Source organism: Ahrensia sp. R2A130, from assembly GCF_000179775.1.
Classification (GTDB): Bacteria; Pseudomonadota; Alphaproteobacteria; order Rhizobiales; family Rhizobiaceae; genus Pseudahrensia.
On record NZ_AEEB01000003.1, the window covers coordinates 140,694 to 164,352 of the forward strand.

Annotated in this window: 21 protein-coding genes; 13 read left to right on the forward strand and 8 right to left on the reverse strand. The window is 58.1% G+C overall.

The features are described from left to right. Window positions 1-9: 9 nt before the first annotated feature. The 4 genes from crcB to R2A130_RS17325 are packed head-to-tail and all read left to right on the forward strand — an operon-like array spanning window position 10 to window position 3,266. A complete protein-coding gene (gene crcB, locus R2A130_RS01440) occupies window positions 10-387 on the forward strand; it encodes a fluoride efflux transporter CrcB (RefSeq protein WP_009463037.1) in 378 nt (125 codons plus the stop codon). A gap of 9 nt (window positions 388-396) precedes the next feature. Continuing rightward, complete coding sequence (locus R2A130_RS01445) at window positions 397-1,407, forward strand: RluA family pseudouridine synthase (RefSeq protein WP_040304703.1); 1,011 nt, start codon at window positions 397-399, stop codon at window positions 1,405-1,407. After that, window positions 1,400-2,188, forward strand: a complete 789-nt coding sequence (locus R2A130_RS01450) for an ATP12 family chaperone protein (protein WP_040304705.1) — start codon at window positions 1,400-1,402, stop codon at window positions 2,186-2,188. The genes R2A130_RS01445 and R2A130_RS01450 overlap by 8 nt, the downstream gene beginning before the upstream one ends. Before the next feature lies 1 nt (window position 2,189). After that, window positions 2,190-3,266, forward strand: coding sequence for an adenylate/guanylate cyclase domain-containing protein (locus R2A130_RS17325; protein WP_009463040.1), 1,077 nt, complete (start codon window positions 2,190-2,192; stop codon window positions 3,264-3,266). Window positions 3,267-3,269: 3 nt separating this feature from the next. Here R2A130_RS17325 and fghA read toward each other — a convergent pair whose 3' ends face one another. The 7 genes from fghA to R2A130_RS01490 all read right to left on the reverse strand — a co-directional run bounded on the left by fghA (window position 3,270) and on the right by R2A130_RS01490 (window position 10,042). After that, the gene (gene fghA / locus R2A130_RS01460) at window positions 3,270-4,103 is read right to left on the reverse strand and encodes an S-formylglutathione hydrolase (RefSeq protein ID WP_009463041.1); all 834 of its coding nucleotides are present in this window, start codon (window positions 4,101-4,103) and stop codon (window positions 3,270-3,272) included. A 4-nt stretch (window positions 4,104-4,107) separates the two neighbouring features. Beyond that, window positions 4,108-4,557 carry a YaiI/YqxD family protein gene (locus R2A130_RS01465; protein ID WP_009463042.1) on the reverse strand — a complete coding sequence of 150 codons (450 nt, stop codon included), beginning with the start codon at window positions 4,555-4,557 and terminating at the stop codon, window positions 4,108-4,110. A gap of 11 nt (window positions 4,558-4,568) precedes the next feature. Further along, entirely contained in the window at window positions 4,569-5,162 is a 594-nt protein-coding gene (locus R2A130_RS01470) for a hypothetical protein (protein ID WP_156798354.1), read from the reverse strand. Window positions 5,163-5,212: 50 nt separating this feature from the next. Continuing rightward, window positions 5,213-6,325, reverse strand: coding sequence for an S-(hydroxymethyl)glutathione dehydrogenase/class III alcohol dehydrogenase (locus R2A130_RS01475; protein ID WP_009463044.1), 1,113 nt, complete (start codon window positions 6,323-6,325; stop codon window positions 5,213-5,215). 110 nt (window positions 6,326-6,435) lie between these two features. After that, window positions 6,436-7,941, reverse strand: coding sequence for an ABC transporter substrate-binding protein (locus R2A130_RS01480; protein ID WP_009463045.1), 1,506 nt, complete (start codon window positions 7,939-7,941; stop codon window positions 6,436-6,438). A 27-nt stretch (window positions 7,942-7,968) separates the two neighbouring features. Next, window positions 7,969-8,595, reverse strand: a complete 627-nt coding sequence (locus R2A130_RS01485) for a DUF922 domain-containing protein (RefSeq protein WP_009463046.1) — start codon at window positions 8,593-8,595, stop codon at window positions 7,969-7,971. Between the two features lie 139 nt (window positions 8,596-8,734). Beyond that, entirely contained in the window at window positions 8,735-10,042 is a 1,308-nt protein-coding gene (locus R2A130_RS01490) for an acetylornithine deacetylase/succinyl-diaminopimelate desuccinylase family protein (protein ID WP_009463047.1), read from the reverse strand. A 362-nt stretch (window positions 10,043-10,404) separates the two neighbouring features. Between R2A130_RS01490 and R2A130_RS17945 the strand changes: the two genes are divergently transcribed. From R2A130_RS17945 to R2A130_RS01510, 4 genes are all read left to right on the forward strand, one after another. Continuing rightward, window positions 10,405-10,995 carry a L,D-transpeptidase gene (locus R2A130_RS17945; RefSeq protein WP_009463048.1) on the forward strand — a complete coding sequence of 197 codons (591 nt, stop codon included), beginning with the start codon at window positions 10,405-10,407 and terminating at the stop codon, window positions 10,993-10,995. A gap of 208 nt (window positions 10,996-11,203) precedes the next feature. After that, window positions 11,204-12,589, forward strand: a complete 1,386-nt coding sequence (locus R2A130_RS01500) for an aspartate aminotransferase family protein (RefSeq protein ID WP_009463049.1) — start codon at window positions 11,204-11,206, stop codon at window positions 12,587-12,589. A 116-nt stretch (window positions 12,590-12,705) separates the two neighbouring features. After that, window positions 12,706-14,193 carry a PLP-dependent aminotransferase family protein gene (locus R2A130_RS01505; RefSeq protein ID WP_009463050.1) on the forward strand — a complete coding sequence of 496 codons (1,488 nt, stop codon included), beginning with the start codon at window positions 12,706-12,708 and terminating at the stop codon, window positions 14,191-14,193. A 199-nt stretch (window positions 14,194-14,392) separates the two neighbouring features. Then, the gene (locus tag R2A130_RS01510; RefSeq protein WP_009463051.1) at window positions 14,393-15,742 is read left to right on the forward strand and encodes a glycoside hydrolase family 25 protein; all 1,350 of its coding nucleotides are present in this window, start codon (window positions 14,393-14,395) and stop codon (window positions 15,740-15,742) included. Between the two features lie 6 nt (window positions 15,743-15,748). Here the strand turns inward: R2A130_RS01510 and R2A130_RS01515 are convergent, their stop codons facing one another. Further along, window positions 15,749-16,198: a hypothetical protein gene (locus R2A130_RS01515; RefSeq protein WP_156798356.1), complete on the reverse strand. Its 450-nt coding sequence runs from the start codon at window positions 16,196-16,198 to the stop codon at window positions 15,749-15,751. Window positions 16,199-16,334: 136 nt separating this feature from the next. Between R2A130_RS01515 and xsc the strand changes: the two genes are divergently transcribed. From xsc to R2A130_RS01540, 5 genes are all read left to right on the forward strand, one after another. After that, entirely contained in the window at window positions 16,335-18,104 is a 1,770-nt protein-coding gene (xsc, locus tag R2A130_RS01520; protein WP_009463053.1) for a sulfoacetaldehyde acetyltransferase, read from the forward strand. A 108-nt stretch (window positions 18,105-18,212) separates the two neighbouring features. Then, window positions 18,213-18,974 (forward strand): sulfite exporter TauE/SafE family protein, encoded by a 762-nt coding sequence (locus tag R2A130_RS01525; protein WP_009463054.1) that lies wholly within the window; start codon window positions 18,213-18,215, stop codon window positions 18,972-18,974. 13 nt (window positions 18,975-18,987) lie between these two features. Continuing rightward, a complete protein-coding gene (locus tag R2A130_RS01530) occupies window positions 18,988-21,894 on the forward strand; it encodes a molybdopterin oxidoreductase family protein (protein ID WP_009463055.1) in 2,907 nt (968 codons plus the stop codon). Further along, entirely contained in the window at window positions 21,891-22,712 is an 822-nt protein-coding gene (locus tag R2A130_RS01535; RefSeq protein WP_009463056.1) for a 4Fe-4S dicluster domain-containing protein, read from the forward strand. The genes R2A130_RS01530 and R2A130_RS01535 overlap by 4 nt, the downstream gene beginning before the upstream one ends. Then, window positions 22,712-23,656, forward strand: a complete 945-nt coding sequence (locus R2A130_RS01540) for a DmsC/YnfH family molybdoenzyme membrane anchor subunit (protein ID WP_009463057.1) — start codon at window positions 22,712-22,714, stop codon at window positions 23,654-23,656. The genes R2A130_RS01535 and R2A130_RS01540 overlap by 1 nt, the downstream gene beginning before the upstream one ends. Window positions 23,657-23,659: the final 3 nt, after the last annotated feature.

Below are 23,659 nucleotides of genomic sequence, written 5' to 3' on the forward strand. Positions count from 1 at the left end.
GAGACGGCCATGTTGCATCTCTTTCTCATTTTCCTTGGCGGTGGCCTCGGCGCGGCTTCTCGCCATCTCGTCAACGGCGCTGCGTTGCGGGCGCTTGGGCCTGCGTTTCCCGCAGGCACCTTGGCGGTCAATGTGGTGGGGTCTTTGCTTATGGGGCTGTTCATCGGCTGGGCCATACGCAATGGCACGTCGAACGAAACACGCTTGCTCGTGGCCACCGGTTTCCTCGGCGGCTTCACGACGTTCTCCGCGTTTTCGCTCGACGTGGCGAACATGTGGGAACGCAGCGCAACCTCGGCAGCGTTCGGCTATATTGCGGCCAGCGTTCTTCTTTCTGTCGGAGCGGTGTTTGCCGGTCTGGCTATTGCTCGTAATTTGGGAAGCTGATCCATGGCTTTGACAGGCGTTTCGCAAAAGACGGTCGATGAGGACGAGGGCGGAATGCGCCTCGACCGCTGGTTCAAACTGCACTACCCCGGCGTTGGTTTCGGCAAGCTGCAGAAGCTGCTTCGCTCCGGCCAAGTGCGGGTTGATGGTGGTCGCGTGAAAACCGCATCGCGGTTGGAAGCAGGGCAAGTGGTGCGTATTCCGCCGCTCGATTCTGCCGCCAGCGACAAGCCTCTGCACATGACATCGAACACGATCCGCGACCGTCACGATGAAGACGTGCTGCGCGACATGATCCTGTACGAAGACAAGAAGGTGCTGGTCTTCAACAAGCCTTCCGGTCTCGCCGTGCAAGGTGGGTCCGGCATTAGCCGGTCGGTGGATTCCATGCTGGAAAGCCTGCGCGACAAAGCTGGCCAGAAGCCGCGTTTGTGCCATCGTCTCGACCGTGACACGTCCGGCGTTTTGGTCGTTGCAAAAACCCGTGGTGCTGCTGCGGCACTGACAAAAAGCTTCCGCCAGCGCACCACGCAAAAAACCTATTGGGCGCTGGTGCGTGGTATTCCGCGCCAGAAGGAAGGGCGCATTTCCACCTATCTGGTGAAAGAGCAGACGGAAGATGGCGACCGTATGCGCGTTGCCAAGCATGGGGAACGTCACGCCGACCATGCGGTATCGTTCTACCGCGTTATCGACAGCAATCCGCGCACGGTATCTTGGGTGGAACTGTCACCCCACACGGGCCGCACGCACCAGTTGCGCGTGCACGCCGACCATATCGGCCACCCCATCATCGGTGATAACAAATATTTTTCCACCGAGAATTGGGAGATGCCCGGCGGCATTCAAAAGCGGTTGCACCTCCATGCGCGGCGCATTCGCATTCCCCATCCCGACGAGAACCAACCCACGTTGGATGTAACCGCCCCACTGCCGCCCCATATGGTGCAGAGCTGGAACCTGTTCGCCTTTGAAGAAGCGGATGGTGTGGAAGTGGATGAGGATGGCTTTGATGTCTGATATTCTGGGCGAGCGCGACCCCAACGTACCCCGCGACCCGACCAAGGTTTCCGAACCCTCGCGTGAAAGCCAACTGCCGAAGCGCTTCTACAAAGCGGTCGAGTTGGGTGACGTCGATGGTGAATGGCGCGTGCTGCTGGATGGTCGCCCAGTGAAAACGCCGGGTAAGAATTTCCTCGCCGTCGACAATAAGCCCATCATGGAGCGTCTTGCTGCCGAATGGAACGCACAGGGCGAGCGCATCGACCCGCTGACCATGCCCATGACTCGGCTGGTGAACACGGCGCTTGATGGCGTCGCTACTGAAATGCAAGCCGTGCGCGAAGACATCATCCGGTTCGCTGGAACGGACATGCTTTGCTACCGTGCAGGCCAACCGGATGACCTGATCGAGATCCAACGCGCCACGTGGGACCCGTTGTTGGACTGGGCAGAAACCGCTTTGGACACCCGCCTGACGCTCGCGGAAGGCATCATGCACGTCGCCCAACCGCGCGAAAGCATCGCCGCATTTGGCCATCATGTGAAAGCAATCGAGCACCCGCTGACGCTCGCATCTGCTCACGTCGTCACGACGCTCACCGGTTCTGCAATCATCGCCATAAGCGTTTGCCATGGGCAGCGCGATGCGGAAGCGGCTTGGGCAGCAGCTCATGTGGATGAAGACTGGAATATCGCGCAGTGGGGGCAGGACTACGAAGCCGCCGACCGTCGCGCCGCCCGTTTCATTGATATGGAATGCGCTTGTTTCGCCATTACTGCACTTTCGGCGAAGGGCTGAAATGCCTCGTGCGGCGGCAGATGAGAAACTAAGCGCGGCAGGCTCGCACAGGCGTTCTGTGTGGGTTCGATTGTTGGCTGCGCTGGTGATCGCTGTTCTGGGCGGTATGTTAGGCAAAGCCTATGGCGATGCGTTCTACGGGCCAGATGATTTCGATTACCAGCTGGGCTTCCGCATTGGTTTTTCCATTGCCTTCGTCAGCGCGCTGATCGAAATTTTTTACATCCGCAACTACCGGCGCAGTTGGATTAGGCGGGTAGCCTATCTGCCGGGTCTCGTCGTGCGGGTTTTGGTTCTCACGCTGCTTATCCGCCTCTGCATTGTCGCCAATCAGGCGCTTTCATTTTGGCTGGGTGATGCCTCTGCTTGGCAGGATTTTACCTTTGCCAACCAGTTGCGCGACACGCTCTTGTCGGTCGTGGTGGTTATTGCTTTCATCATGATCTCGCAGTTCACGTCGATCATCGGGATGCGGCGGTTTCTGCATCTTGTGTCGGGCCGCTATTACCGGCCCGCCGTGGAAGAACGTATTTTCATGTTCGTCGATCTGGTGGGATCATCCGCGCTGGCACGGCGGTTGGGAGACCTGCGGTTTCACGATTTTCTGGCCGAAGTGTTCTTCCAGTTGGACCGGTCCAGTATTGGTTACAGCGGTGAGGTGGTGTCCTATGTGGGCGACGCCGTCATTTATACATGGCCGTTACGGGACGATCCGCAACGCAACCGCTCGTGCTTAAAAGCACTCCGCGCGATGCACCGACAGATGGATATGGTGGCAGACGCTTTCGAGGTCGAATTCGGCGAACGGCCGCATCTGCGTGCGGCAATTCATGCTGGACCCGTGGTTGTAGGGGAGTGCGGCGACAGCCGCCGACAAATCACTTTTCTAGGCGACGCGGTGAATATGACCGCCCGCATCGAGACGCTGACGAAGACACTTGATGTTGATTATCTGATTTCGCAGCAGGCGTTGGAGCGCATCGAATTGCCAGCTAATGTCGAAGCAATAGATGCAGGGCAGCATGAATTGAGAGGCTCGCAAGAGCCCTTCACGATGCATCGTCTGTTGCTGAAATAGCGCTTACGCTTTCAGCCGTTTGGCGTGCCACGCGATGTGGTCAGCCATGAAGGTCGAGATGAAATTGTAGGAGTGGTCGTAGCCATCCTGCATCCGCAACGTTAGCGGAATATCAGCCGCCTTGCATGCCTCTTCCAGCAACCAGGGGCGCAAGCCATCGTCGAGAAAGCTGTCAGCTGTTCCCTGATCAACGAGAAATTCGCTGAACCGTGCACCGCCTTCGATCAGCCGAACAGCGTCCCACTTGGCCCACTTGCTTTCGTCCGAACCAAGATAGGCGGTGAACGCATTGCGTGACCACTCAGCCGTTGATGGGTTCACAATGGGCGCGAAAGCGGAGCAGGATTTGAACCGCTCCGGCTCGCGCAATGCCGCGATGAGCGCACCATGGCCGCCCATGGAATGACCAAAGATGCCTTGGCGGTTCAGGTCAACATCGAAGTTTTCGGCCACCACTTCCTGCAGTTCGAAATGGATCGCGCTGTTCATCTGGTAGTTGGCAGCCCACGGCTCTTCCGTCGCATCGATGTAGAAACCGGCACCTTTGCCAAGCTGCCAGCTTTCGTCATCTGCCACGCCATCGCCGCGCGGGCTGGTATCGGGGCAGACTATCGCCACACCGTGTTTGGCCGCTGCCGCGCGGTATTCGCCCTTATCCATCACATTGGAATGGTTGCAGGTCAGGCCGGACAGGTACCAGAGCACAGGCACCAATTCATCCGCTGCTTGGGGCGGCATGAAGACGGCGAAGGTCATCTCGCCGTCCAACGAAAGCGACGAATAGGAATAAATGCCTTGCATGCCGCCATGGGCTTTTGCGGTGGAAATTGTGTCCATGGTCTCAGCCTCTTTTCATGTTTTGCTGCACCAACCGGTCCAGCGCCTGCAAAAAATTGGAACGGTCGCGCGGTGTGAAACCGGCATTACGGGTTTGCGTCTGCGTGGCCTCGCGCTGGTGCTGTTTGATCTCGCGCACGGCCAGCGCCATGCCGATGGTTTGTTCGGTAAACGGCTTGCCAGTGGGGCCGAGCGGCATCACCTTTTTGTCCAGCAGGCGGGCGGCCAGTGGAATGTCGGCAGTGATGGCGATGTCTCCGGCTTCCGCTTTTTCAACGATCCAGTCGTCGGCAACATCGGCGCCATCTGCCACCACTATGACGCTAACCAGCGGGTCTGGATTAGGCCGCATCCCTCCGTTGGATACGATGAAGACCTCCAGCCGGTAACGCGACGCGACCTTTAGAGTTTCCTCCTTCACGGGGCAGGCGTCAGCGTCGATGAAGATACGCAAGGATCTGCCGCTCAAGGTCGCGCGGGCAGGCCACGACAATGCAGATAAATCTTGTCGCCTTCCGCCAAAAATGTGCCGCGACCACGTTTGGCAAAGCGTAGCGGTAAGGTCGCGGAACGCCCGCGAAGAACATAGACGTTGAACGTCTCCCGCGGGACTTTCGCAATTTGCGGGAACACCGTCACGGTGCCTGCTTTCGTGTCAAAGCGCTGTAGGCCCTTGCTGGTGCGATAGTAGATCACGTGCCCCTTTCGGTCGTCCTGCGGGGGCAGGGCTCGTTCTGCTGTGGTTTCGAAACGCAATGACGGCACGCTGAGCGCCGCGTAACATCCGGCCAATGCAACCTTCACCGTGTCCTGCGAAAGCTGCCCTGTCAGTCCGCCGGGCATTTCCGCCCATGCGCCCAACAATTGCTCGTCCAGTTCCTTCCGCAATTTTGCCTGCGGATCAGGTTCGGCAGGTTCTGCTTCAGTCTCAGCAGCCTCGGCTTCTGGCTTTGCGGTCGAGTCACTGTCGCCCGTTGCATCACTTGATGGTGCGGCGTTTATCGAGCTGTTTGTCTCGACCTCAGCTGCGGGCCTCGTTGTTGTATTTTGCGCAGCCACTGACGTTCCAAGAAGCGCGATTGCGCCGCATATGAGAATTCCGCGCAGCATCAAAATTCAACAACCGCACGGATCGACTTGCCTTCGTGCATTAGGTCAAAGCCCTTGTTGATATCTTCCAGCTTCAGAAGATGGGTGATCATCGGGTCGATCTCGATCTTGCCTTCCATGTACCAGTCCACGATTTTCGGAACATCTGTCCGGCCACGCGCACCGCCGAAGGCCGTTCCGCGCCATGAACGACCGGTCACAAGCTGGAACGGGCGGGTGGAGATTTCCTGCCCTGCACCGGCCACGCCGATGATGATGCTTTCGCCCCAACCCTTGTGCGCGCATTCCAGCGCCACACGCATGACGTTGGTGTTTCCGATGCATTCGAACGTGTAGTCGGCACCACCGCCGGTAAGTTCGACAAGGTCGTCTACCTGTTCCTGATGGTCTTTTCCGGTCGGGTTGTAGAAGTCGGTCATGCCGAATTTCTCGCCCCATTCTTTGCGGTCATCATTCAGATCAACACCGACGATTTGCGATGCGCCGATCATCCGCAGACCTTGAATGACATTGAGGCCGATACCGCCGAGGCCGAACACAACGGCGCGGCAGCCGGGTTCCGCTTTTGCCGTGTTGATGACTGCGCCGATGCCCGTCGTGACGCCGCAACCGATGTAACAAATCTTATCGAAGGGTGCGTCTTCACGAACCTTAGCCAACGCGATTTCCGGCAGCACAGTGAAATTGGCGAAGGTCGAGCAGCCCATATAATGCATGATGGGTTTGCCATCGAGCGAGAAACGGCTGGAACCGTCTGGCATCAGGCCTTGGCCTTGTGTCGAGCGCACGGCTTGGCACAGGTTGGTTTTCGGGTTCAGGCAATAATCGCACTCGCGGCATTCCGGCGTGTAGAGCGGGATGACGTGGTCACCCTTCTTCAACGTCGTCACGCCGGGGCCGACATCCACCACGATGCCCGCACCTTCATGGCCGAGAATGGCTGGGAAGATGCCCTCAGGGTCTGCACCGGAACGGGTGAACTCGTCTGTGTGGCAGAGACCTGTGGCTTTGATCTCCACCAGCACCTCGCCCGCGCGCGGGCCTTCCAGTTGAACGGTGGCGATTTCCAGCGGTTTTCCAGCCTCGAAGGCAACGGCGGCTCTGACGTCCATGATGGTATTCTCCCGATAGTTTTCTGCGCCGACCATGCAAAGTGGAGCGCATAAAAAGCAAGGGCCGCAGATGCGGCCCTTGCGAAAATTCTTGCCTGCAGTGTGGCGGCTTAGTCGTCCCAGCTCACATCTGTCAGGTCATTGGCTTGAATGGGCGAGTTCTCCCACAGGCCTTTCACCTTGGCATCCCACACGCCGGCCTTGGCCAGTTGGAACAGAAAGCCGTTCACGGCATCACCGGAGATCGTCTTCTGTGCTTCGGCCATCAGGGCGTAACGGCCTTTTTCGTCAACCGTTTCGTTCAGCTTCGCGAGCGTCGCGTCCAGCGCATCGCTCTTGTAGTTGAAGTAGTAATCGGGGCGGCCATAGATGCCGATATCCATTGGCTCGGTGTGGGACACGATGGTGAGATCGTAGTCCTTGGCCTTGAACACTTCCGGCACCCAAACGGCCCATTCCACCGGAATGATTTCCAACTCGATGCCAACTTTGCGAAGCTGGTCGGCGATGATTTCGCCACCACGACGAGCGTAGGATGGTGGCGGCAGTTTGATGGTCGCCTTGATGCCGTCCGCAAAACCCGCTTCCGCCAGCAGTGCCTTGGCCTTTTCAGGATCGTAGGCATATTGGCCGACCAGATCCACATAGGCCGGGTGGTGCGGTGCAAAATGGGTTCCGATAGGCGTGCCAAGGCCGAACATCGCACCGTCGATAATCGCCTGCCGGTCGATGGCGTGGGCGATAGCCTGGCGCACTTTGATGTTGTCGAACGGCGGCTTGGCGTTGTTGGTGGACAGGATCGTCTCGCCCTCGGTCGAACCCACCACAACGGTAAAGCGCGGGTCGGCTTGAAGCTGAGGAATGGTTTCCGGTGCGGGGAAGTTGGCGAAGGCGTCCACATCACCAGCCAGCATGGCGGAAAGCGCTGCTGCAGGATCGGGAATGAACTTGAAGGTCGCGGTTTCCAGCGCGACGGCATCACCCCAATAGTCAGCGTTCTTTTTCAACGTGAGTGAAGAACCTTTCACCCAATTGGAAAACACAAATGGACCGGTGCCGACAGGTTTGGTTTTGTTCGTCTCAGCCGATTCCGGCGCAACCATAACGGCATCGCCCCAGCCGAGGTTGAACAGGAAGTTGCCTGCGGGGCTGGAAAGCGTCACCATCAGCGTGGCTGGATCGGCGGCTTCTACCGTCGCAATACCTTCAAACAATGCCTTCTGCGCGTTTTCCGTGCCTTCAGCGCGGGCACGGTCGAGGCTGAATTTCGCGTCTTCTGCAGTAAAATCCGAGCCATCGTGGAATTTCACGCCGGAGCGCAACTTGAAGGTGTAGGTCTTGCCGTCTTCGGAAACCGTCCAGCTTTCAGCGAGGCCTGGCTGCACCGCGCCATTGCGGTCGATACGGGTAAGGCCTTCAAAGACGTTGGAGTAAACCACTTCGTCGATGGCTGCAGGCGCACCGGCGGTTGGGTCGAGGTGAGGGGGCTGCAAAACCATGCCCATATTGAGAGATGTTTTGGCGGCATATGCGCCGGGAACGAATGCCACGGCAGATGCCGCCAGCGCCAATGCGAAAGACGCAAAGGCGGATGGTTTTGAGATGGTGCGGATCATAGAGTAGTCCTCCCTCTGTGGCAGGACTTAGCGCGCCTCTTGGAGCGCAGCCTGCAATCTTCGAATGCGCGAGCGGGCACTGCCTTCGCGTCTGTCGAAGTTATACTGCCGTTTTTGAAAAGCGACATAGGCTTGCTTCAATCGGCGCTCAGAAAATTTTCCGAAGTCCTTGCATCCGCGTGATTTTCTGCCGAACAGCGTCTTCAGCTTCTTCTCCAGCCCGCGGGCATATTCGCGGCTGATGCGGCCATGGGTTTCTTCGTGTTTTTTCACGCGGACTTCGAATGCGTCCCAAGCCTTGCGAACGTCGGCGTTGGCCCGTCTGCGGTCGCGCCAACGGGGATATTTGTAAGTGATGTCGACGAAGACATTCACGTTCTCCACCACGCAGTTCCGTCCACGAATGCCGAATTTCATGTCGCGCACTTTGATGGAGGTTGTTGTGGTTGCGATGGCGTGGCCCGTCATACGGTGCTTTGGCCCGCGCCGCTTGATAGAGCGGAACAGCGCCTTACCGTTGCGGCCGGTAACAGAGTAATATTTCGTCCGTTCGTTGATGACGACCTTGGCGTCTGCTGGCTTAACCAGTGCAGGCGCGATTACGAAGGCGGCCAGCAAAGCACCGGCAGTCGCAAGTTTTATGAGCTTGAACATCTATTCCCCCTGGAGAAACGTTCGTTGGTCGAAGCCGCGAACGGCAATTCCATCGCATGGTTCGCGGCTGCAGGCGCATTGGTCAACACACGGACCGTGCAGTTTAATGTGAAGGTGAATGAATGGTCAGGCCGTTCGGCTAGGAGATTGGCCCCTGCAGCAGCGCATCGATGGCGTGGGCCATCACTTGTGCGCTTTCCACCATATCGTCGATGATAACATACTCGTCCGCCATATGGGCAAGGTCCAAAATGCCGGGGCCGTAGGCGATGCAGTCATGCAGATGGCCGATGCGGGCGACATGCTTCTGGTCATATGTGCCGGGAGATACGACATATTCTGCGGGCTTGCCCAAAACAGCTTCGATGCCATCGCTCACGGCTTTCACCACCGGCGCATCGCGTTCGGTCATTGTCGGCATCACTTCCATGATGTCCTTTATCGCGTATTCGAAGCCCTCACGGTCGTGCTTTAGGCCGTCGAGAATATCGCTCACCTCCCGTTTTACGGTGGCGAGGTCTTCTTCTATCAAAAAGCGACGATCGATAATCATGCGGCAATGGTCCGGCACATTGGGGCTGGGCAGACCGTCGTAATCATCCGGTTTGCCGTCTGCGCCCGCTTCCGATTCGCCACCATGGATGGAGTTGATGTTGAGCGTCGATTGTCGCGCACCCTCCGGCACCACGGGCATGGTTGTGCGTTTTTGGGCGAGGCTGGGAAACATGTCGGTCTCGAACTTATCCAGCACGCTGCCCATGTGCCGCACGGCGCAATCACCAAGAAATGGCATGGACCCGTGGGCCTGCGTGCCAAATGTCTCGACTTCCGCCCACCACACGCCACGGTGGCCAAGGCACACTCGATCCTTGTTCAACGGTTCGGGAATAATGACATGATCGACGCGGGGCTTGGAGAAATAGCCGAGCGACGCCAGATGCGCGACGCCGCCGAAGCCGCCGGACTCTTCATCCACCGTGCCAGAAATTTCGATTGCACCGCGAAAGTCAGGCACCACGCGCATGTAGCTTTCCGCAGCGATAATGGACGCTGCGATGCCGCCCTTCATATCGCAGGCACCACGGCCATAGACGCGGCCATCGCGAACCTCGCCGCCGAACGGATCGACGGTCCAGCCGTCGCCCGCTTCCACGACATCGATATGCCCGTTGAAATGCACCACCGGTCCCGGCGCGCTGCCTTCGAACCGCGCAACAATGTTGGTGCGGGGAAAGGCGTCGCTGTCGCCCGGCGTGTCGTGGGCGCGAATGTACTCCACCTTAGCGCCGAGCTTCGCCAGCCGCTTGCCGATAAATTCCGCGCATGGCGTGTAAGCCTCGCCCGGCGGGTTGATGGTGGGAAACCGGATCAAGGCCTGCGTCAGTGCGATCAGTTCGGCACGGCGGTCTTCAATATCGCGGCGCAAGGCGTCGAACCTGTCTTGCATCGAATCCATCCCGTTTCGCGTGGCGCAAATACAACGCTACGATTGTCTATTGCACCGATCTGTCAAGCAGACACGAAACCGTGACCTTATCGCCTTGACCGTCCAGCCACTCAAGGCCCACGCTTTAAATGTCGTGGCGGCGCGACGGACAAACTTCGTTACAGGTTAGTGTGAATCCGCACAGTTCTTTAGACGGATTTAACTTAGACTGTAATCGGAGCGGAAATAGCCGCAGGTCTTTACTCTTGTGGTGGCAATCAACTGTTAGACCTTGGTCAGCAGAATGAGGGGCGGGGCCCAGCGTTCGGCGCCATTAGCCAATTAGGGCAGTACGAGTATCGTCAGCTGGAGGTGACACCAAAATGAAAAGATTATTTACCGTAGTGGCATTGCTGGCGAGCTTCATCGCCATGCCTGCCATGGCACACCATTCCAAAACGGTGAAGGTCGGCCAATCGACCAGCACTTACGTGAAGAAAGACAAGGCCTATTGGACACGCGTCTGGTACAAAAAGCAGGCCGCTAAAAAGAACGGCAAGAAATATCGCAAGGCCTCTTATACCAAGAAGAAGCGCGCCGTTAAGCGTCGTTCCAACGTCGGTGGCCGCGTGGTCGCCAAGGTCGACATTTCCTCGCAGACCATGCGCGTGACCAAAGGTGGTCGCCACCTGTACACGTGGAAAGTGTCTACCGGCCGTAAGGGCTACAGCACGCCAACCGGTACGTGGAAGATCCACCGCATGCACAAGGAGTATTACTCCAAGAAGTATGATGGCGCGCCAATGCCTTACGCCATGTTCTACCATCGCGGTTTCGCTATCCACGGTACGAATTCCATCAAACGTCTGGGGCGTGTGGCATCCCACGGTTGCGTGCGTCTGCACCCATCCAATGCCGCAACGCTCTTCTCGTTGGTGCGTCGCTCCGGCGGCACCGTGAAGGTGAGCTACTAAATCTCAACCCCGCGGTTGATTTGAAAAAGGCCCGCTTCCGAAAGGAGGTGGGCCTTTTTTGTGGTCCTGCCAGCTTGTCATCTGGACCTATTCAAGATTTCCCACTGGCTCCGCTCACCATCTCGCATTCGCCGTCAAGCTGTGATGATATTGCTTATCGCGCAAACGGGGGGACCGGATTGCGCCGCACAGTTGAGGGATGCGAACCATGAACATTCACGTCGGACAGAACGATCTTTCCCAAGTCATCGAGGCTGATAAGGCCCACGTTTGGCACCACCTCACGCAGCATAAAAAGTTCGAGGCCAGCGACCCGCTCATCATCGTTGAGGGCAAGGGCATGCGCGTCTGGAACCAGGCGGGCCGTGAGCATCTCGACGCCGTCTCCGGTGGCGTTTGGACCGTAAACGTCGGCTATGGCCGTGAAAGCATTGCTGATGCCGTGCGCGACCAGCTGGTGAAGATGAACTATTTCGCCGGTTCCATGGGCACAATTCCCGGCGCGCTGTTTGCTGAACGCCTGATCGACAAGATGCCCGGCCTGAGCCGTGTCTATTATTCAAACTCCGGTTCGGAAGCGAATGAGAAGACCTACAAGATCGTGCGCCAGATCAGCCACAATCTGCATGGCGGCAAGAAACACAAAATCCTATATCGTGCCCGCGATTATCACGGCACGACAATCACGGCGCTTTCCTCCGGCGGTCAGGACGAGCGCAAGGCGCAATACGGCCCGTTCACGCCGGGCTTCGTGGAAGTGCCGCATTGCCTCGAATACCGCAGCCAGTGGGGCGAAGTGGACGACTACGGCATCCGCGCTGCCAACGAGATCGAGAAAACGATTCTCGCTGAAGGTGCCGATACCGTTGGCGCCATCATTCTGGAGCCAATCACAGCAGGCGGTGGCGTCATCACCCCGCCGGAAGGCTATTGGCCGCGCGTGCAGGAAATCTGCAAGCAGTATGATGTGCTGCTCATCATCGACGAAGTGGTTTGCGGCATGGGCCGTACCGGCACGTGGTTCGGCTACCAGCATTACGGCATCGAGCCCGACATGGTGACTATGGCGAAGGGCGTGGCCTCCGGCTACGCAGCCATTTCCTGCACGGTCACCACCGAGCGCGTGTTCAACATGTTCAAGGCGGACGCCGATGATCCCATGTCCTATTTCCGCGACATCTCCACCTTCGGCGGCTGCACGGCTGGCCCGGCAGCGGCGATGGCGAACATGGATATTCTGGAAAACGAGAACTTGCTCGAGAACACCACCAAGATGGGCGAATACTGCCTTGAGAAGCTCGAAGAACTACAGGCCAAACATTCGATGATTGGTCAGGTGCGCGGCAAGGGCTTGTTCGTTGGTGCTGAACTGGTGACCGACCGCGAGACCAAAGAGCCGGTGCACGAAAGCGTCACGCAGTCTATCGTTGCCGAGTGTTTCAAGACGGATGCGGTGGTCATTGGTGCCACCAACCGCTCGCTGGCTGGCTACAACAACACGCTTTGCCTCAGCCCCGCGCTCATTGCCACAAAGTCCGATATCGACGAAATCATGGACTCTATTGATCGTGCACTGGCGAAAGCTGCCGCCTAATCAAAGACTAACAGGGGAGCGCAGTTCTTGCGCTCCCACTCACGTGAGTTGACAGGCAGGCCCGTCGCGCGCCATCACGATCTGGACCACAGCAGTGGTCTTGATCTGGAGCCAACATGCGCGATTTGCTGATAGAACTCGACCGCGACTCGCCTAAGTCGCTGCAATCGCAACTGCGCGAAGTGCTGGTTTCCGCCATCCTTGCTGGCCATCTGAAGCCCACAGATAAACTGCCTTCCACTCGTCATCTGTCGCGACAATTGCGCATTTCGCGCAACACGAGTGTCTTGGTTTATCAGGGGCTTGTGGAAGACGGTTACCTTCGCACATCACAACGTTCCGGTTACTACGTCAACGAAACCGTGCTGGAAATGGGCGTTCATCGCTCGGCACGCTCCATCGATGAAGCGTTGGAAGCGCCCACGGAAACGATTGATTGGGCGGCGCGGATGAAAAAGTTCCCCGGAGGTCAGGCCAATATTTCTAAGCCTAAGGATTGGCGCAAACTGCCGTTTCCTTTCATCTACGGCCAACCGGACCAGAAGCTTTTCCCGATCACGGACTGGCGTGATTGCGTCTATAAATCCATGTCCAAGCAGTGGCTGGATGCGTGGACGCAGGACACCCAAAACGATGATGATCAAATGCTGGTGGAGCAAATTCGCACCCGCATTCTGCCCCGTCGCGGTATTCTCGTGGGCGAAGACCAGATCCTCGTAACGCTGGGCGCGCAGCAATCGCTCTACACAGCCGCCAGCCTCTTGGTGGACAGCCACACCCGCGTTGCGCTGGAAAATCCGGGCTATCCCGACGCCCGCAACATTTTCGCTCTCCGCACCGACCGCATAACGCCGCAGCCGGTAGATCGTGACGGCCTGATCGTTGGCGAAAATCTGCGCGACATCGACATTCTCTACACCACGCCGAGCCACCAGCTGCCCACCAACGTCACCATGTCGCCCCAGCGCCGCCGCGCCCTGTTGGAGCGGTCTCGTGAGGAAGATTTCCTCATCATCGAAGACGATTATGAACTAGAGACGAACTATGTCGGCGAACCGCTTCCGGCTTTGAAATCCAGCGACCGCGATGGCCGTGTGATATACGTGGGTTCCTTCTCCAAGACACTGTTCCCCGGTTTGCGCCTAGGTTTCGTGGTGGCCGATGCGCCACTGATCGCAGAAATGCGCGCTCTGCGCCGTCTGATGGTGCGCCACCCGCCGATGAACAACCAGCGCAGCACGGCCTTCTTTCTGTCGCTCGGCCATTATGACGTGTTTGTGCGTCGGCTCCACCGCACCTACCACCAGCGTTGGAAGACCATGGGTGAAGCGCTTGCAAAACATTTGCCACAAGCCACGGTCAGCCGTGGGCAGGGCGGCTCATCCTATTGGGTGGAATTGCCTGAAGGATCGACCGCACCGGCTGACCAGATTGCAAAAGCTGCGCTGGCCGAAGGTATTCTCATCGAACCCGGCAAGGTCTATTTCACCGGCCCCTGCGGTGAATACAGCTTCCGGCTGGGCTTCTCGTCCATCGAAGATGATGTGATTGAGACGGGCATCGAGCGCCTCGCGCATGTCATCGCGCAACACTCGGTGAATTGACCGCCGCTTGCCGCGACACCACAATTCTGTCCAGTGATGGTGTCTTTATACGGCCCATAATGCCCTGTTTTTGGCCGTCTAATCGCGGCCATAATAGACGGGTTAAGGTTTCGCTAACCATAAAAAACGATGCTGGAGAGTTAGTACGGGCGGTTTGTGATCGCACCGGACATAACTCGTTTGGCGGATGGAACGCATCATGATCGACTATTTTACATCGTTCAGAAGAGCGCTAACGGCCTCGTTTCTCGCAATTGTTGTTGCAGCTCCTGCAGTACATGCTGACGAGTTCAACAACACATGGCGTACAGACAATTCTGCTATCGTGCTGGATGCCTATGAGCATACGCCGATCAAATGGCTGGAACTGCCAAAGAACAAAAACCTAGCGGCTTTCATCAACAAGGCCTCTGACGGGCTGGCACCTGAATATCGTTGCAAGAGCGACAAGACCTGCCGTGTGAACTGGAAGCGTTATTCTGCCACCAAGGAACTTTATCAAACCCGCCGCGCACTTGCGATTACGCAGGGTTTGAAATGGGGCGCCTATCATCTGGCGCGCCCCGGAAACCCCATCAAGCAGGCGGAACATTTCCTCAGCTACACCAAGCCCGGGCCGGACGACTTGCTCGCGCTGGACATCGAGCATGATGATCCGCGCAAATGGATGTCGCTGGAAGATGGCGAGATTTTTGCCGAACACATCAAGATGCGCACAGGGCGCTATCCGGTTCTCTACACCAACCATTACACCGCCCGCGCTATCGCTGCCCGTAAGCACGAGCTTCCGGTCCTGTCGCGCCTGAACCTTTGGTATGCCCGCTATAAGTCCGATATTCGCGGCGTCTTTCCCATGGGGAATTGGGATAGCTACACGATTTGGCAGTTCTCCTCGATGGTGAATTGCAACGACACAACATGCCCCATGCGTATCAAAGGCACGGGTAACTGGATCGACGTAAATGTCGCTGCCATGACGCCTGCGGAACTGCGCGCAAAATGGCCGTTTGCGAAGCTGACAGCCCGCAAGCCCGAGCCTGCCGAAACGCTACTGGTGGCAGCGGCCAATGAAGGCCAACCGGCTGCAGCGCGCGCTGTCATTAATGTGACAAAGCCAACACGCGTCGTCTCGTCAGGTGGCATTCCCGTTCTAAGGTCGACATTCGAGAAGCCTGTTGTAGAGCCTGCAGTTGTGGTGGCGCGCTTAGGCTATCATATTGCCGCGCACTCCCACACATATTTACCCCCGATTCCCGGCCAACCGTCGGCGTCTCCGCGCACTGAAGATAGATCCGCTGTGGTGGAAGCCGAGGTTGCAAAGCCGAGTTTCCGCACAGCATCCGCTGCAAGCGCTATTGCTGCGCCAAAGACACGACGGAAGGCTGCAAAGCCAAAAGCGACCAAGGCTAAAACCATCAAGCCGAAAACGGCTAAGGCAAAAACCAAGCCCAAATACACGCCGGAAGAGGTGGCAGCCTACAAACGTTTCTTGAAGCGGCAGGCGGTCATTCGCGCATCCCGCAAAAAGAATGCCGCCGCGCCCAGCTAGAGCTGTCTAATTGAAATTGCCCTGAAAGCCGCCACCTAGCGGTGGAGTCTGGGAACAATAGCGCACGCGGCAAGGACCGGTTTTTGTCGGCACCGTTGTTCTACGCGCATATAGCGGTGACGGGCAAAACTTGTAATTGCGCACCAAGCGTTGATAAACATTGCTGTTTTTGGTGTTTAGCACGACGCCACCGCGACGGTTGATCAAGCTGCGCACCCCATCACAGGTGAAGGATTTCGTGCTTTGCCGTGCTTCGGCTTTGCCTGTCGCGGCTACACCGGTCGCCAATATCGTTCCGCCAGCAATGGCGGCCATCATTAAAGTTCGCATCATAAATTCCCTTCGGCCGCAGCTTTGCATGAAGTCGACGTTGCCGCTGTTCATAACAGTATACGTGTGGACGAGCCCGATAGTTGCCAATTGCATGGACTCATTTGTCTGTGACAGATACCACATCAAATTGGCACCATGGTGACGTAACCATTGGCACCAAGACACTGCGTCCTCAAACCGGTAAACTGCACATGCAATTCAAATAATGAGACTTCTTGTCTCGTTTTTCGCGTATTTTCCGGTATTGGGGGAGCTTTCCATGACCAAGATGACCACCGAAGAAGCCTTTGTAAAAGTCCTGCAAATGCACGGTATTGACAATGCATTCGGCATTATCGGTTCCGCCATGATGCCGATCTCCGATCTGTTCCCAGAAGCTGGAATCAAGTTCTGGGACTGCGCCCATGAGTGCAACGCAGGCATGATGGCTGACGGTTTCACCCGCGCCACCGGCAAGATGTCCATGATGGTCGCCCAGAACGGCCCCGGCATCACCAATTTCGTCACTCCTGTTAAGACCGCTTACTGGAACCACACGCCATTGTTGCTGGTCACGCCACAGGCGGCCAACAAGACAATCGGGCAGGGCGGTTTCCAGGAAATCGAGCAGATGAAATTGTTCGAAGACATGGTCTGCTACCAGGAAGAGGTCCGCGATCCATCGCGTATGGCCGAAGTTCTGAACCGTGTGATCGCGCAGGCATGGCGCGGTTGCGGCCCGGCCCAGATCAACATCCCGCGCGATTACTGGACGCAGGTTGTCGACATCGAGCTGCCACAGATCGTGAAATTCGAACTGCCCCGCGGTGGTGAAGACGCGATTGCCGAAGCTGCCAAACTGCTGTCTGAAGCCGAATTCCCGGTCATCCTGAACGGCGCAGGCGTCGTCATCGGTGGTGCCATCGAGGCATCCGCCAAGCTGGCCGAACAACTGTCCGCGCCAGTTTGCTGCAACTACCAGCACAACGATGCTTTCCCCGGTTCCCATCCGCTTTCCGTCGGCCCGCTCGGCTATAACGGCTCGAAAGCGGCGATGGAGCTGATCTCGAAAGCCGACGTTGTTCTGGCTCTCGGCACACGCCTCAACCCGTTCTCCACGCTGCCCGGTTATGGCATCGATTATTGGCCTAAAGACGCGAAACTCATTCAGGTCGACATCAATGCAGATCGCATCGGCCTCACCAAACCTGTCGCCGTTGGCATTCAGGGTGACGCCAAGAAAGTCGCAGAGCAGATCCTCGCGCAGGTGACATCGTCGCCGAACAAGGATCGTGAAGCTCTGATCCACCAGACGAAATCCTCTTGGCTCCAGACTTTGTCCTCCATGGACCACGAAGACGACGATCCAGGCACAGACTGGAACGAACGTTCGCGCAACCGCGAGCCGGAAAAAATGTCACCCCGCATGGCGTGGCGCGCAATCCAACAGGCACTGCCCAAGGATGCGATCATTTCCTCCGATATCGGCAATAACTGCGCTATTGGCAACGCCTACCCGACCTTCGAGCAGGGCCGCAAATACCTGTCGCCGGGCCTCTTCGGTCCTTGCGGATACGGTTTCCCAGCCATCCTCGGCGCGAAAATGGGCCAGCCCGATGTACCGGTCGTTGGTTTCGCAGGCGACGGCGCTTTCGGCATCTCCATGAACGAGATGACCGCTTGTGGCCGCGACGACTGGCCAGCGATCACCATGGTGATCTTCCGCAACTACCAGTGGGGCGCTGAAAAGCGGAACACGACATTGTGGTTCGAAGACAATTTCGTCGGTACGGAACTCGACCTTGATGTGGAATACGCAGCCATCGCCCGCGCCTGCGGCGTGAACGGTGTGCAGGTCACTTCCATGGAAGAGCTGACAACGGAACTCGACAAAGCCGTCGATGCCCAGATGAAGAAGGGTGAAACCACCTTCATCGAAATCCTGCTCAATCAGGAACTCGGCGAACCCTTCCGCCGCGATGCGATGAAAAAGCCTGTCTCTGTCGCGGGCATCAATCCCGGCGATATGAAACCTCAGGTTTCTGCCTAACAGATTAATCTAACGAAGCCCGGCGGCGGGGGATTGCCGCCGGGTTGAATGCGCGTCACGTTCAATCGAACGTGGCCGAACGACTGAACTGACTGCGAGGGGAGCCGTTTGACCGCATGGTTGGCAAGCGTTGGACTAACAGCCTGGGAAGCAGCCTATCTTGCCGTGGTGGTTTTCGCCGCGGGAATGGTGCGCGGCTTTTCGGGCTTCGCCTTGTCCGCACTTGTGATGGCCAGCGCGGCTTTGGTCCTGTCGCCGCTCCAACTCATTCCTATTCTGTGGTGGCTGGAAACGGCGGCAACGCTGTTGATGGTGCGCGGCGGATGGCGCGAGGCGGATCGGCGCATCGCAATTCTGCTGGTGCTGGGTGGCATGATGGGCCAACCCATCGGTCTATACCTCACCACAACACTGCCGGTGGACCAGTCGCGCATCATCGCACTGTGCATGATTATCGTGTTGGCCATCGCCCAACTGGCGAAAGTGCGGTTCGCATTTCTGGCAACCACTGTTGGCGTTGTCTTGAGCGGCGTTGCAGCCGGTCTTGCAACCGGCCTCGCCATGGTGGGCGGAATGGTGGTGGCGCTTTACGTGCTGTCGCAGGACCAAACCCCCATCATCATGCGCGCCACGCTGGTGCTTTATCTCGCGATCTCATCGGTGGTTGGTCTGGGCTATCAGGTCGGCTTCGGCATCATGGACTGGACGGGCATTTTGCGCGGTTTGTCCTATGCGCCGGTGGTTATCGCCGGTGTATTGTTGGGTCAGGCTTTGTTCAGGCCGCGCCTCGAACGCTATTACAAACCCTTCTGCCTTCTATTGTTGATGCTGCTGGCCGCTTCCGGCCTGGCGCGTCTTGCACTCGCATAACTGGAGAACCGGGATGACCGTTCACGACCAGCCGAAACTGAAACTCTCCGAGCCAATCGGCGAAAAGCGGCAGACCACGTGCTATATGTGCGCCTGCCGTTGCGGCATCAATGTGTATCTCAAACCGGACGAAACCGGCGAGATGAAGGTGCGATATATCGAGGGCAACCGCGATCATCCGGTTAACCAGGGCGTGCTTTGCGCCAAGGGTTCCGCCGGTATAATGCAGCACTATTCACCGGCCCGCTTGAAGGCACCGATGAAGCGTGTCGGCCCGCGTGGCTCCGGCGAGTTTGAGGAAATCAGCTGGGAAGAGGCGCTGCAAACCGCCGTCGACTGGATGGAGCCGCTGAAGAAAACGCCGCGCAAGCTGGCGTTCTTCACAGGCCGCGACCAGTCGCAATCGCTCACCTCATGGTGGGCGCAACAGTTCGGCACGCCCAACTATGCGGCGCATGGCGGCTTCTGTTCCGTGAACATGGCCGCTGCCGGCATCTACACAATCGGCGGCGCGTTCTGGGAATTTGGAACGCCTGACTGGGATCGCACCAAGCTTTTCATCATGTTCGGCGTCGCGGAAGACCACGATTCCAACCCTTTGAAAATGGGCATCGGCAAGCTGAAGGGCAACGGCGGACGTTTCGTTTCCGTCAATCCGGTTCGCACCGGCTACAGCGCGGTGGCCGACAACTGGCTGGGCATCCGCCCCGGCACAGACGGCCAACTCATTCTGTCGGTAATCTACGAACTGTTCCGCAACCGTAAAATCGATCTCGACTACCTCATCCGCTATTCCAACGCGCCGCACCTCGTGGTGGACGCGCCCGGTACGGCAGACGATGGCCTCATCGCCCGCGACAAAGATGGTGCGGAACTGGTGGTCGATAGCGCCACCGGAAAAGCGGTTTCGCGTCACAAAAAGGGCGTTGCTCCGTCGCTCACCCAGACGGTGAAAATCACCGCTGGCCCCATGAAGGGCCGCACCGCGCGTCCGGTGTTCACGTTGATGGCGGCGGAATACTCCAAGCCCGAACACGCGCCGGAAGCGGTAGCTGATTCCACCGGCATTGATGCCGACACAATTCGCGGCCTCGCCGCTGAAATCGCCAAGGTCGCCTTCGAAGAAGAGATCGTGATCGAACAGCCGTGGACGGACATGAAGGGCGAGCGCCACGAGCGTTTCATCGGTCGTCCCGTCTCGATGCACGCCATGCGCGGTATCTCGGCCCACTCCAACGGCTTCCAGACCTGCCGTGCGCTGCATGTGCTTCAGGTGCTCATCGGTTCGGTGGATTGCCCCGGCGGTTTTCGCTGCAAGCCAAGTTACCCGAAGCCGTTCACGGCGCACCCGAAGCCCCACGCTTACAGCAACACGGAAGCGCCCGACGGCCCGCTGGCAGGCCCGCATCTCGGCTACCCCCACGGTCCGGAAGACCTGTTGCTGGACGATGATGGCTCCGCCATCCGCATCGACAAGGCCTACACATGGGACGCCCCAATGTCCGCCCATGGCATGATGCACATGGTCATCGCCAACGCGCACGCGGGCGACCCGTACAAGATCGACACACTGTTCATGTACATGGCGAACATGGCGTGGAACTCGTCCATGAACACCCGTGGCACCATCGAAATGCTGACGGACAAAGACGAGAACGGCGACTATGTCATTCCGCGCATCATCTATTCCGATGCCTATAATTCCGAGACGGTCGCCTATGCCGACCTCATCTTGCCGGACACGACCTATCTTGAACGCCACGACTGCATCTCGTTGCTGGACCGCCCGTGTTCCGAGCCGGAAGCGGTGGTGGATTCCATCCGCTGGCCGGTGGTCGAACCGAAGCGTCCCGGACATGAAGGAGTACGCGGCTTTCAGTCCGTCGTCCTCGACCTCGGCGCTCGCCTCGGCCTGCCGGGGATGGTGAATGAAGATGGTTCGCCGAAGTTCAAGGATTATGCCGACTACATCGTCAACCACCAGCGTAAGCCGGGCATCGGCCCGCTCGCCGGTTTTCGTGGCGAAAACGGCGATAAGGCAGGTCGCGGCGAACCGAACCCAGATCAGCTCGAACGCTATAAAGAAAACGGCTCGTTCTCCGTTACGCACCTGCCGGAAGAGGCGTTATTCTTCAAACACGCCAACGCCGCCTATCAGGATTTCGCCGTGGACATGGGCTTCTACGATGCGCCCCAGCCGGTGACTTTCAACCTCTACAGCGAAGTGCTGCAAAAGTTCCGCCTAGCCGCCCAAGGCCACGGCGACCGCCAGCCGCCTGACCGATTGCGCGCGCGCATCGAGCGCACCTTCGACCCGCTGCCATGTTGGTATGCGCCATTCGAAGAAGAAGGTCTCGGCGACCGCACGAAGGAAGAATTCCCCTTTCACGCGCTCACCCAGCGACCGGCGGCCATGTACCATTCATGGGGCAGCCAGAACGCATGGCTGCGCCAGATCCACACCAAGAACCCGCTCTACGTGCCGTCCAACATCTGTGACGAGAAGGGCTTGGTCGATGGAGACTGGGCGTGGATCACATCCTACCACGGCAAGATCAAAGTTCAGATCGCCCGCATGGATGCGGTCAACGACAAAACCATGTGGACGTGGAATGCCATCGGCAAACGTCGTGGCGCATGGAGCCTCGATAAGGATGCGCCGGAGGCCACCAAAGGCTTCTTGCTCAACCACCTCATCAACGAGCTGCTACCGCCCAAGGGCGACGGCCATCGCTGGGCGAACTCCGACCCGATCACCGGCCAAGCCGCGTGGTACGATCTGCGGGTGAACATCGAAAAAGCGCCTGAAGGCGATGCAGTGACTGAACCTGTTCTGGGCTATCAGAAGGGCGGCACCGCCAACCCGGATGAACTGCGCTACGGCCTGCAATGGACGAAAGAAAGGGAGGGCAACGCATGACCATGCTTCCCGCAACGACCGACAAAAAGCTCGGTCTCGTCATCGATCTCGACACATGCGTTGGCTGTCACGCCTGCGTGGTCAGCTGCAAAGAATGGAACACCTCCGGCTACGGCGTGCCGCTGTCGGACCAAGACCCGTATGGTGCTGAACCTGTAGGCTCATGGCTGAACCGCATCCACACCTTCGAGATTATGCCCGAACCCAAACTTGCCAAGCCCAAAGGGCAGGGCGTGGGCGAGGTGATAGGCATGGCCGGTGAAGCCCGCGTGGTCCACTTTCCGAAATCCTGCCTGCACTGCGAAGACGCCCCCTGCGTCACCGTTTGCCCCACCGGCGCATCCTACAAGCGCGTCGAGGACGGCATCGTATTGGTGGATGAAGACAAGTGCATCGGCTGCGGCCTCTGCGCCTGGTCCTGTGCCTATGGCGCTCGCGAAATGGACGCTGCCGCCGGTGTGATGAAAAAGTGCACGCTCTGCGTCGACCGCATCTACAACGAGGAACTGGAAGAGATTGACCGCCAGCCAGCATGCGTAAAAACATGCCCCGCCGGCGCGCGCCACTTCGGCGATTTGGGTGATCCGAACTCCGCAGTCTCACAGCTCGTTGCAGACCGTGGCGGCTTTGATCTGATGCCGGAACAGGGCAACAAGCCCGTGAACAAATACCTGCCACCGCGCAAACGCACAGCGCTCGGCGAGGGCGCAATGCCAGCCGCAGGCGCTGCAGACGCGAACGACACATCCAGCGCCGATGGCCTGCTGGGTTGGATCGACCGCGCGCTATCCGGCGGCTCGGCAAAAGGAGCGAACTGATGCATCCCGCACTTTCCGTTATCGCGTTCACATCGCTTTCCGGCGCTGGCTACGGCCTCGCTATTGTACTTGGCACAGGCCACGGTAATCCCGGTTTTCTTGCCACCAAGATTGCGTGGATATTAGCGCTCGCACTCATCGCCATCGGCCTGCTGTGTTCGACCTTGCATCTTGGCAATCCACAACGGGCATGGCGCGCTTTCAGTCAGTGGCGTTCGTCATGGCTGTCGCGCGAGGGCGTGTTGGCGATTCTAACCTTCATTCCGCTCGGCCTGTTGGCGCTGATGAGCTTGTTCATGGACGAGTTCAACTCGGTTCTTGGCTACATTGCAGCGTTCCTGTCCATTGCCACCGTCGCCTCCACCGCGATGATTTACGGCTCACTCCGCACCATTCCTGCCTGGCACACCATGTGGACTTTGGCGTCTTATCTCGCCGTTTCGCTCACCACCGGCACGATGCTCTACCTCACGTTTTTCGGGCGTGAAGCGGGCACCGATTCTGCTGCGATCTGGAACTGGTTGGCGATTGTCTTCCTCATTATCACATGGGGTATTCGCATGGTCTGGATGAACCGCGCCCGCACTGTGGGCTATGGTGATAGTTCGATGGAAAGCGCCACGGGCCTTGGCGGTTTGGGCAAGGTGCGCCTGCTGGAACGCCCCCATGCCATGGGTAATTACCTGACCAATGAGATGGCCTTCCGGGTGGCCCGCAAACACGAAGACAAGTTCTGGCGCATCGCGCTGGTCCTGGGCCTTGTGGTGCCGGTAATCTGCCTCATCATCGCCACCTATGCGCCAAGCTTCGGCTTCTTGCGCGTGATCGGAACGGCGTCTCTATTCGCTGGTGTGTTCATGGACCGTTGGTTGTTCTTCGCCGTCGCCCGCCACGCTGTTGGCCTGTATTACGGCGGTGACGAAGCGTTGGTTCCAGCCGAATAAGAT